Source organism: Streptomyces sp. DH12 (assembly GCF_020873895.1).
In the GTDB taxonomy this organism is placed as follows: Bacteria; Actinomycetota; Actinomycetes; order Streptomycetales; family Streptomycetaceae; genus Streptomyces.
Genome location: NZ_JAHWGT010000001.1, coordinates 149,291 through 160,405, shown reverse-complemented (window position 1 = coordinate 160,405; position 11,115 = coordinate 149,291). Strand labels below are relative to the sequence as shown.

At 77.2% G+C, this 11,115-nt stretch carries 6 protein-coding genes; 3 read left to right on the top strand and 3 right to left on the bottom strand.

Annotation, left to right across the window (positions count from 1 at the left end; all coding sequences use genetic code 11):
- Positions 1 to 164: 164 nt before the first annotated feature.
- Entirely contained in the window at positions 165 to 1,340 is a 1,176-nt protein-coding gene (locus LPA54_RS00730) for a glutamate--cysteine ligase (RefSeq protein WP_228973065.1), read from the bottom strand.
- A 242-nt stretch (positions 1,341 to 1,582) separates the two neighbouring features.
- Between LPA54_RS00730 and LPA54_RS00725 the strand changes: the two genes are divergently transcribed.
- The 3 genes from LPA54_RS00725 (at position 1,583) to LPA54_RS00715 (ending at position 5,485) form a co-directional block, all read left to right on the top strand.
- On the top strand, positions 1,583 to 2,191 hold the full coding sequence (locus tag LPA54_RS00725; protein ID WP_228973064.1) for a PadR family transcriptional regulator: 609 nt from the start codon (positions 1,583 to 1,585) through the stop codon (positions 2,189 to 2,191).
- 169 nt (positions 2,192 to 2,360) lie between these two features.
- Positions 2,361 to 4,082: an acyl-CoA dehydrogenase family protein gene (locus tag LPA54_RS00720; RefSeq protein WP_228973063.1), complete on the top strand. Its 1,722-nt coding sequence runs from the start codon at positions 2,361 to 2,363 to the stop codon at positions 4,080 to 4,082.
- A gap of 119 nt (positions 4,083 to 4,201) precedes the next feature.
- Positions 4,202 to 5,485 carry a hypothetical protein gene (locus LPA54_RS00715; protein ID WP_306806435.1) on the top strand — a complete coding sequence of 428 codons (1,284 nt, stop codon included), beginning with the start codon at positions 4,202 to 4,204 and terminating at the stop codon, positions 5,483 to 5,485.
- Between the two features lie 44 nt (positions 5,486 to 5,529).
- On the opposite strand, the gene LPA54_RS00710 is transcribed toward LPA54_RS00715, so the two are convergent.
- Together LPA54_RS00710 and LPA54_RS00705 are read right to left on the bottom strand one after the other, a co-directional pair.
- Positions 5,530 to 7,419 carry a hypothetical protein gene (locus LPA54_RS00710; protein WP_228973062.1) on the bottom strand — a complete coding sequence of 630 codons (1,890 nt, stop codon included), beginning with the start codon at positions 7,417 to 7,419 and terminating at the stop codon, positions 5,530 to 5,532.
- Entirely contained in the window at positions 7,416 to 11,114 is a 3,699-nt protein-coding gene (locus LPA54_RS00705; RefSeq protein WP_228973061.1) for a DUF5682 family protein, read from the bottom strand. Before LPA54_RS00705 ends, LPA54_RS00710 begins: the two co-directional genes overlap by 4 nt.
- Position 11,115: the final 1 nt, after the last annotated feature.

Sequence of the window (11,115 nt, the reverse complement as noted above, 5' to 3'; positions counted from 1 at the left end):
CCGGGGTGAGCGCCTCGGCCGCCTCGCGGCCGGGCCGACGGGTGCCTCCGGCCGGTGGGCGACCCTGGGGTGTGGTATCGCCGGACATGCGGATCCTCCTTCTCGTGTGCTTCGTCTTGCCTGGCGGCCCGGCCCGGGTGCGGGGGGCCGCCGCGTGGTGGCGGTCAGCCGCCGATGGGCTCCACGGGGCCGCGGCGCAGACCGGTCCGGGCGGGCCTCGCGGGCGCCGGGGCGCGGTCGCGCCGGCCGTCCGCGCCGCGGGTCAGCGCGATGAGCTCGTCCACGCAGGCGAGCAGGTCGTCCTGGGCCGCGATGCGGCGCAGCCGGTGCGCGGCGCTGCCGTCGGCGAGGGCCTTCTCGCTCAGCTCCCGCACGGTCTCCCAGTCACCGCACGCCTCCAGCTCCGGGCGGAGCCGGGCCAGCATCGTGCGGACGACGCGGGCGGCGGGGGCGGGGCGGCGGGAGACGGGGTCGATCAGATCGCCCTCCAGGCCGGAGCGTGCCGCCCGCCAGGTGGCCGCGCGCAGCCATTCGTGTCGGCCGCCGCAGCGCGCGGACGCGGAGCCGCCTGCTTCGAAGCGGCTCGTCGCGCGCATCACCAGGGCCCGGAAGAGCGCGGCGACCAGGACGACCGTCTCGGCGCTCGGCGAGGAGTCGCAGACGCGCAGCTCCAGGGTGGGCTGGTGGTCGGAGGGCCGGAGGTCGTAGTAGATCATCCCGGGGTCGGTCACCACGCCGGAGTCGATCAGCTCCGCGACGGCGGCGTCGTAGGCGGCCGCGTCGGGGAAGCAGCCGGCGGGGCCGGCGGTGGGCCAGCGCTGCCAGAGCATGGTGCGCCAGCTCGCGTACCCGGTGTCCGACCCGTCCCAGAAGGGCGAGCTCGCGGAGAGCGCCAGCAGGACCGGTGCCCAGGGCGAGATCAGGCACATCATGCGGACCGCGGTGTCGCGGTCGGGGACGTCGACGTGGACGTGGGTGCCGCAGATGAGCTGCTCGTCGGCGATCTGCCGGTACTCGGAGACCATGTGGCGGTAGCGGCGGTCGGGCGTCACCCGGCCCGCGCCCGTGCCGGCGAACGGCACGGTGCCGGCCGCCACGACGGCCAGCCCGTTGGCGGCGGCGTTGCCGCCGAGGCGTCCCCGGGACTCGATCAGGTCGGCCCACAGGGAGTCCATCGTGGTGTGCACGTCGCTGTTCGACTCGACGGTCGACTGCAGGAGCTCCGTGGTGTAACGCCCCTTCGGCAGCCCTTGGAGCACGTCCCCGGCGCGCGGGACCAGCTTCCCGGTCTCCACTTCGAGGACATGGAACTCCTCTTCCACTCCCACACTGAGCGTCACCGTCACTCCTCCTGAACAGTGCGCGGCGTGACCCGCGCTCGCCCCCACCGGGTGCCCCGAAGCGCGGGCAACACGCCTGACCCATTTCGTCCGGGTGGCAGAAGGGGGCGCCGACGGCGCTCCGGCGGGTTCCCGCGGCGCCTCGGGCGGCACCGGGGGCCACCCTTCCGACCCGGGGTGAGCCGCGTCTCACCGGGGCTGCGCGACTTGTCTATGCAACAAGTTGCATAGAAGATCGGGGCATGGCGCTCGACCACGCGATCCTCGTCTCGCTGCTGGAGCAGCCGGGCTCCGGCTACGAGCTGGCCCGGCGGTTCGACCGGTCCATCGGCCACTTCTGGACCGCGACGCACCAGCAGATCTACCGCGTCCTCAAGCGCATGGAGGGCGACGGCTGGGTCGACGCCCGGGACGTGCCCCAGCAGGGCCGCCCGGACAAGAGGGAGTACTCGGTGGCCCCCGCGGGGCGGGCCGCCCTCTCCGCGTGGCTGCGCGAGCCGGTCGAACCCGAGAGCCTCCGCCACGACCTCGCCGTACGGATCCGGGGCGCCGCGTTCGACGACCCCGCCGCGCTCGTCGCGGAGGTCGAGCGGCACCGGCGGGCGCACGCCGAGCGCCTCGCCCACTACCTCGCGGGCGAGGCGCGCGACTTCCCGCCCCCGGACGCCCGGGACGCCGCGACCGCCGACCGCACGGGACCCGACGCGGGGCGCGAACTGCAGCACGTGGTGCTGCGGGGCGGCATCGCGTACGAGCGGATGACGATCGCCTGGCTCGACGACGTCCTCGCCACCCTGCGCCGCCTCGCCCGCACCGGTCCGGCCGGCGGCGGCCCCGTCGGCGGCGGCTGAGCCGCACCGCCCCGGGCCCCGCTCGCCCACCGGCTGCGCCCACCGACGGTCCGCACCGGCGACGGTACGGCCCGGCGGCGGGGCCGCCCGCGCGCCGGCGGCCCCGCCGCGACCCACGACCACCCACCACCACTCGCGATCCACGACCCTCACCAGGAAGGCGGACCCCATGGCCGACCCGCTGCTGTTCAACCCGCGCACCTACGACCCGGCGCACTTCGACACCGAGACCCGCAGGCTGCTGCGGGCGACGGTCGACTGGTTCGAGAGCCGCGGCAAGCGCCGGATCATCGAGGACTACCGCTCCCGCGCGTGGCTGGGCGACTTCCTCGACTTCGCCGCGAAGGAGGGGCTCTTCGCCACCTTCCTCACCCCGGCCGGCGCCGCCGACGGGCACGCCGACAAGCGGTGGGACACCGCCCGCATCGCCGCCCTCAACGAGATCTTCGGCTTCTACGGCCTCGACTACTGGTACGCCTGGCAGGTCACCATCCTCGGGCTCGGCCCGGTCTGGCAGAGCGGCAACGCCGAGGCGCGCGCGCGTGCCGCGCGGCTCCTCGCCGAGGGGGAGGTGTTCGCCTTCGGCCTGTCGGAGAAGAACCACGGCGCCGACATCTACTCCACCGACATGCTGCTGGAGCCCGACGGCGAGGGCGGCTTCCGGGCCACCGGGTCCAAGTACTACATCGGCAACGGCAACGCCGCCGGCCTGGTCTCCGTCTTCGGCCGCCGCACGGACGTCGAGGGCCCCGACGGGTACGTCTTCTTCGCCGCGGACAGCCGCCACCCCGCCTACCACCTGGTGAAGAACGTCGTCGACTCCTCCAAGTACGTCAGCGAGTTCCGCCTGGAGGACTACCCCGTCGCCGCCGAGGACGTCCTGCACACCGGCCGCGCCGCCTTCGACGCGGCCCTCAACACCGTGAACGTCGGCAAGTTCAACCTCTGCACCGCCTCCATCGGCATCTGCGAGCACGCGATGTACGAGGCCGTCACCCACGCCCACAACCGGATCCTGTACGGCCGCCCCGTCACGGCCTTCCCCCACGTGCGCCGCGAGCTGACCGACGCGTACGTCCGCCTCGTCGGCATGAAGCTGTTCAGCGACCGCGCCGTCGACTACTTCCGCTCGGCCGGTCCCGACGACCGCCGCTACCTCCTCTTCAACCCGATGACGAAGATGAAGGTGACCACCGAGGGCGAGAAGGTCATCGACCTGATGTGGGACGTGATCGCCGCCAAGGGCTTCGAGAAGGACAACTACTTCGCCCAGGCCGCGGTCGAGATCCGCGGGCTGCCGAAGCTGGAGGGCACGGTCCACGTCAACCTCGCGCTCATCCTGAAGTTCCTGCGCAACCACCTCCTCGACCCGGCCGACTACGCGCCCGTGCCGACCCGGCTCGACGCGGCCGACGACGAGTTCCTCTTCCGGCAGGGTCCGGCGCGCGGCCTCGGGTCGGTGCGCTTCCACGACTGGCGGCCGGCGTTCGACACGTACGCGCACCTGCCCAACGTGGGCCGCTTCCGCGAGCAGGCCGACGCCCTGTGCGCGTTCGTCACCACCGCCGCACCGGACGAGGAGCAGAGCCGCGACCTCGACCTGCTCCTCTCCGTCGGGCAGCTCTTCGCGCTGGTCGTCCACGGCCAGCTGATCCTGGAGCAGGCGGGCCTCACCGGGCTCGACGAGGACGTGCTGGACGAGCTGTTCGCCGTCCTGGTGCGGGACTTCTCCGCGCACGCCGTCGAACTGCACGGCAAGGACTCCGCCACCGAGGCCCAGCAGGCGTGGGCGCTGGGCGCCGTGCGGCGGCCGGTCGTCGACGAGGAGCGCTCGGCCCGGGTCTGGCAGCGCGTCGAGGCGCTGTCCGGCGCGTACGAGATGGCGCCGTGACCCCGTGACAGCGCCTGGTGGGCGGCCGGCCCCCTAGGGGAACCCCGGGTGGCCGGCCCCCCGACCGCCGGGGCGGCCGCCCCGTGTCGCCCCGCGGCGCGACGGGACAGCATCGGGGCATGGACATCACCCACCGCAAGCCGCCGGGGTCCCGTCCCGTCGTCGTGGCCCCCGTGGTGGCGGCCGTGGCCGCCGTCGCGCTCCTGGCCGCCCCCGCCGCGACCGCCACGACCACCGCACCGTCCGCGTCGGCCGCGAGCACCGGGTCCACGCTCGCCCGCGGGGGTGGTCGGGCCGCCGCGCCGGGGACGGTCGTGGCCGTCGAGGCAAGGGGCGGCATGACCGCGGCGGAGGTCTCGCTGAGCCTCCGTGAGGCGGACATCGACGCCTCACGGGTGCGGTACGGGGCGACCTGGTACCGCGTGCTGTACCGCACCACCGACAGCGCCGGCGCCCCCACCACGGCGAGCCAGCTCGTCGTCCTGCCGCACACCCGGCGCGCCACCCTGCCGGTCGTGTCCTGGCTGCACGGCACCACCGTCCACCGCGACGAGGTCGCCTCCGTCAACCCCGCCTCCAACGACCGGCGGGCGGCGCTCCTCTTCGCGTCCACCGGACGGGCGGTCTCCGCTCCGGACTACGTCGGCCTCGGCAGGGGCGAGGGGTTCCACCCGTACGGCGATCCCGCCGCGACCGTCTCCGCGGCCGTGGACGGGCTGCGCGCCGCGCGCGCCCTCGCCCGGAGCACCGGCCGCGACCTGGCGCGCGAGGTCCTGATCAGCGGGTTCTCGCAGGGCGGCCCGGCGACGATGCTGGTGGGCCGGGCCCTGCGGGAGCAGGGCCGCGACCCGTACTTCCGGGCTGGTGCGCTGGCCCCCGTGGCCGGCCCCTTCGCGCTGAGCGCCTTCGAGGCCGCGGCGGCCGACGACGCGGTCGACCACGCGCCCCTGTACCTCGCCTACTTCGCCACCGCCTGGAACCGCATGTACGGCCTCTACGACACACCCGCCGAGGCGTTCCGCGCCCCCTACGACCAGCGGATCGAGGAGCTCTTCGACGGCCGCCACAGCGCCCGCGACCTCAAGGAGGCGCTGCCGGCCACCTCGCGCGAGCTGTTCACCCCCGCCTTCCTGGACCGGATCAGGAAGCCCGACGGCGACCTCGCACGCAGGCTGCGCGTGCTGGACCACACCTGCGACTGGCGGCCGGCCGTCCCCGTGCGCCTCTTCCACGGCAGCGGGGACCAGGACGTCGTCTTCGCGCACGCGCGGCACTGCGCCGCCCAACCGGAGCGCAACCGCGCCGACCACGTGCTCACCGACGTGGGGGCCGTCGACCACAACACCTCGGTGAAGCGTGCCCTGCCGCTCGTCGTCGACTTCTTCGACCGCCGGCGGCCCTGAGCCCGCCCGCCCCACGGCCGCTCCGAAGGCTGACGCCTCCCCCGTCACACCTCCCCGCCCCAGGCGGCCGCGCACAGGGCGCGGTCGACCTCGTCCGCGTAGACGGCGGCCGCGAGCCACGACCGTGCGAAGTGCCCGGTGTCCGCCGGGAGAAGGCGCCCGAAGGGGTCGCGGCCGCGGTCCGCGGCGGCGGCGTGGAGCCGGTCGAGCAGGTCGGCCGCGGTGGGGAGTCCCTGCCGGCGCAGGTGCCGCGCGTCGGCGGCGGCGTCCCGGTCCAGGGCGAGCATCCGGCGCCCGCCCGAGACCGCCTGGTGCACGCGGCGGCGCAGGAGGTGCAGCGGGGACCGGTCGGCGGCTGTACCGGGCGCGGCCGCCGCCGGCGCGGCCGCCGCCGGCGCGGCAGGCCCGCTCGTCGCGGCCGCCGGTGCGAGGTCCGCGCGCCGGAGCCGGTCGAGGCCCAGATCGAGGCGGACCCCCGCGTCGGTGGGGTGTGTGACCGCCAGGAGCCCGGCGCGGGCGTGGGAGGCGGGGACGAGGCGGGCGACCGCGCGCAGCGGCGTGCCCGCGGTCTCGGCGAGCAGGCGGAGGTTCTCCCGGTACGCGAGGTCGGGGTGGTCGTCGGCGGCGGTGAGGCGCACCGTCACGCCCCCGCAGTCGGCGAGGAGGCAGTCGCCGGCGGCCTCCCGGACCGTGCCGGTGACGGTGAGGTCGAGGAAGAGCAGCCCGTGCCGCTCGCCGGCCAGGGCGCGCGCGGCCTGTTCGGCGACCGGGACGGCCCACAGGCGGTCGAGTGGGTCCTCGTGCCACCCGGCACCCCGGGCGCGTACGGCCCGAACGCCGGAACCGGCGCCGAGCCTGCCGTCCGCGGAGACGGTCGCGCCGGATACCGCGAGGCCCTCGCGGGAGAGCCGGCGGTGGGTGAGCGCCGTGTCACCGAGCCGTACCGCGCGGTCGGCGGCGCCGGCGGCGCGGGCGGGACCGCCCGGCGCGACGTCCGACACGGTGTACAGCCGGCCCTCGGCATCCGCGGTCCAGGTGACGGCGCCGGCGTAGCCGCTCGCCGTGACGACGGGCTCGCAGAACAGGCCGTGGAGGCGGAGGGACCCCTCGGGGGTGTAGGCGCGGCGGGCCGTGCCCCGCAGCTCCGTCAGCTCGGCCCCGGTGGCGTGCGGCAGGCGGTGGGCGGTGGCGAGCAGGTCGCGGAGCCGCCCGGAGAGCTCGGCCAGTCGATACGCCGGGTCCGCCGACCGCGCGGCACGCAGGCCGTTGACGACGGCGACCGCCGTCGCGGCGGTGCGGGGCAGTCCGGTGAGGCGGGCGGCGTGGGCGGCGCGGAGCAGCTCGGCCTGGGCGACCGCGCCGGCGCCGTCGGTGCCGGTGTCGAGCACGGCGGCCGCGGCCCCGAGGACCGCCTCGGCGGCGGCGCCCTGTCCGGCGGTGGCGCGCGAGCCGTGCGGGGCCTCGCCGTCCGGTGCGGGGGTGCCGTCGGCGGCGGGGGCGTCGGGGCTCGGGTGGCCGTCGGGCGCGGCCGTGGGCCCCTCGGGCCGGGTTCGCTCCGTGTCCTGGTCTTCCGTCTCCTGGTCCGCTTCCGCCTCCGGTGCGGGATCGGTGTCGGCTCCGGTGCCGGTCTCGGTGTCGACTGCCGTGTCGGCGACGGGCGCCGCCGACGCGGCAGCGGCACGGTGCAGGCAGGCCGGCGCGAGCAGGCAGCCGCAGCGGACCGCCTCGGCGGTCGTCACCGTGCCGCCGGGGGCGTGCAGTTCGAGGGTGGTGTCGTCGTCGAGGGCGATCCGGACGACGTCGCCGTCGCGTACGACCGGGCGGGCGGAGAGCTTCGCGACGCCGCCGTCCAGCCGCTTGCGCAGCCGGGGCGGGAGCGCGGCGACGAGTTCGGCGGTCACCGCGGGGGCGACGGCCGGCAGGTGCGGGCTCATGAGATCTTCTCCCCTACCCATTGGGCGAGTTCGAGCGGGCTGAGGGCGGCCACGGGCATGCCCGCGGCGACGAGCCGCGCCGCGACGCCCGTGGAGTAGCGGGGACGGCCGGAGTCGTCGAGGCTCGCGCAGCCGAGGACGTGGCAGCCCGCGCCGACCAGGGCGCGGACCTCGGCGAGGAGCCCGCCCACGGGGTGGCCCTCCTCGAAGTCGCTGACCACCACGACGAGGGTGCGGGACGGCACGGTGACCAGTTCACGGGCGTGGCGCAGTCCGGCGGCGATGTGGGTGCCCCCGCCCACGCTCACCTCCAGCAGGAGGGACAGCGGGTCGTGGACGTGGTCGGTGAGGTCGACGACCTGGGTGGAGAAGGCCAGGAAGTGCGTGGAGAGGGTCGGTACCCCGGCCAGCACCGAGGCGGTGAGGGCGCTCCAGATCGTCGACGCCTCCATGGACCCGGACACGTCGGTGACGAGGACGAGCCGCCAGTCGGCGGTCCGGCGGGCGCGGGTGCGGAAGACCGGCCGCTCCGGGACGATCGCGACCGTGCCGTCGGGGCCGGGGCGGGCCGTCGCGAGGTTGGCCCGCAGGGTGCGCGCCAGGTCGAGGCCGCCGCCGGGGCGGCGGGAGGGGCGGGGCAGGGCCGTGCCGTGCAGGGCGGGCCGCAGACGGGTGGCCAGTTGCCGGGTGAGTTCGTCCACCAGGCGTCGCACCAGCGGGCGCAGCGCGGCCACCCGCGCCTCGGGCAGTCCTCCGGCGTGGCGAAGGACGGTGCGCAGCAGTTCGACGGAGGGGCGCACGCCGCGCGGGTCGAGCTCGGCGAGGACGTCCGCGCGGCCGGACGCGGCGGCCGCCGCGAGGACCTCCTCGCGCACGCCCGGCCCGAACAGCGCCGCCAGCTCCCGCGACCACTCGCGGACCCCGGGATACGGTGCTTCACGGCCACCTCCGGGTCCGCCGGGACGGCCGCCCCGGCTGCCCTCGCCCCGCCCGGTGCCGTACAGCTCGTCGAGGGCGGTGGCGAGCGCGCCGGCCGCGGGCGGCAGCCGGTCGGCGCGGCGGCCCAGCACGAGCCGCCAGCGGTCGGCCGCCGCCAATCTTCGCTCCCCCGCCGCTGCTTCCGGGTACGCCGGGCGCGTCCCGTACGGCGTGAGGTGCGTCGGGGTGTCGTCGGGGGTCCGCACCACCGGGCGGTCGGCTGCCGGTGGGGCGTCCCGTACGGCCGCCTCGCCGGCAGCGGTGTGCGAGGGCGCCGGCCCGCCCGCCGCTGCGGCCGCTGCTTCCGGCGCCGGCCCGGACGGGGGCGGGGGCAGCAGCTCCAGCCGGTGCAGCGCGGCGCGTGCGGCGAGGTCCGCGCGGGCCCACAGGGCGAGGGCGGCGGGATCGGCGTCACCCGTGTCCGCGACGCCCGCGCCGAGCCGCTCCTCGACGACGGCGAGCAGGCGGTCCCGGGCGGCGGGGCTGAGCGTGTCGAAGCCGCCGCGCAGCGCGGGCAGGCGGGTGAGGAACGCCTCGTCGGGCAGGTCGGCGACACGGTCGAGCAGCGGGTCCAGCGCCGCGGCGGCCGTCTCCAGCAGGGGGCCCGCCGCGGTCAGCAGCCCGGCGAGGCGCGCGGTGAGGGCCGAGCGCGACGGCGGGTCCCCGGCCGCGTCCACCCACGAGGCGGCGCGCGCGCCGAAGCGCGCGGCCTCCTCGTGCCCGAGCAGGACCCGTACGGCGCCGGCCGCGCCGCGCATCAGCGGGGAACCGTCGTCGGCGAGGCGCGCCAGGGCGGCGGCCGGCCGGACACCTCCCAGGAGGTCGGCGCGGTGGGCGAGTTCGACGAGGGCGCGGGCGTCGGCGGGGTCCTCGGAGCCGGTGAGGCCGTCGATCTGGCGGACGGCGGCCGCGGTGAGCAGTCGCGTCGTCTCCGTCACCGCCCGCAGCCGGTCCTCGTCCGCGTCGAGACCGGGGACGTGCCCGGCGCGCACCCGGTCCGTCAAGGACAGCCCGGCGAGCAGCTCCGGCAGCGTGGCCGTCGCGGGCAGGACCTCGGCGACCTCGGCGAGGCGGGCGTCGACGAGCGCGGGCAGGGCGCACCGCGCCGCCTGTTCGAGCCCGAGGAGGACCTGCGCGGCCGTGGGTCCGCCGTCGGCGGCCTCGGCGCGGCGGCCTTCGCGCAGTACCCCCTCGGCGGCCTGCGCCAGGGTCACGCCGCGGGCGCCGGCGGCGGCGAGCACCGCCGCGGTCGCGGGCGTCCAGCGCACCTCCCACCGGGAGGTGAGGGCGTCACCGCCTCCCGTGCCGGCGACCTCGCGGGCCTGCGCGTACGGCACTCCGCACACGCCGAGCCGGTGCAGCGCCAGTTCCCGGCGGCGGTCGAGGTCGGAGCGGAGCGGGTCGAGCCGCAGGTCCACGGCGTCGGCCGACCGGGGACCGGGGCCGGGCAGCCGCAGTTCCGCCAGTTCGGCCTCGACCGCCGGTCCGAGGCCGCTGCGGGGCACGTCCGGCGCGAGGCGGCCGCATCGGTCGCCGACGAGGACGCGCTCCATGGCGCGCGCCACGGCCCGGCCCCTGCCGTACGGCTCGCCCTGCGCGAGCACCGTCTGCACGGCCTCGACCAGTTCGCCTCGGCCCGCGGCGGGAAGTCCCCGCAATCGGGCGAGGTCACCGGCGAGGCGGCTGATCTCGCGGGCGTCGGCCGGGCCCGAGGGATGGCCGAGGGAGCGCAGTTCGGCGCAGATCCGCACGGCCGCGCGGACCAGGACGTCCTCGTGTGCGGCGGGGTCCTGGGCGGCTGTCAGGACGAGGTGCTGCCACTCGGGGTCGCGGATGCCGGCCGGGTACCCGGACCGGGCGTCGAGGAGGGCGTAGGTGTAGGGGATGAGCGACGTCGTCCAGGCGGACCGGCCCCCGCCCGAGCCGTCCGTGCCGTCCGTGGGCCCGGAGCCGTCCGTACCGTCGAAGGCGTCCGGGCCGTCCGTGTCGGGCGGTGCGAGGGCCGGCGCCAGCGCCGGGGCGTGGAAGGCGCCGACGACGGCCGCCGCCCGCTCGCCGTTGACCGTGGCGGCGGCCAGAGCCGTACGCATCCACCGCTCGCGGCGCAGGTCCAGCGGGCTGACGCCGCCTCCGGCCGTGGCGTCCTCGCGCAGCGCCCAGCCCGTGAGGAGGGCGGCGCGGCGCACCGCGTGCGGTGGGGAGCCGGGGGCGGCGGCTTCCACGAGGCGGTCCCACAGGTCCTCGCCCGGGCGTCCGGTGAGGCGGGAGCGCAGGGCGTCGTGGATCCCGGGCGCGGTCCGGCAGGAGGCGGGTGCGGTGGTTGCGGCGGGGGCCCGCCACGCCGCGTCGGCGAGCGGCAGGTCGCAGGCGACCACCGGGACGCCGTGCCGGGCGGCCCAGCGGACGGCGACGAGTTCCGGCGAGAAGTCCGCGAACGGGTGGAAGGCCGGCCCGGCGCCGCCCTCCCCCGCGCCGCCGCGGCCGCCGGGCACGGCGGCCAGGGCGACCGGGGCGTGGGTCCCCTCGTGGGCGAGCCACGGCAGCCACTCGCCCATCTCGGCGGGGAGCTCCACCAGGAGCACGTCCGGTGCGGCCTCCTCCAGCAGGGCGGGGACGACTGCCGCGAGGGAGGGCGCGTGGTGCCGCACGCCGATGAGGTAGGGGCCGGCCGGGTCGGTGAGGGCGGCGACGGCCTCGTCCGGGGAGAGGGGGGTCACG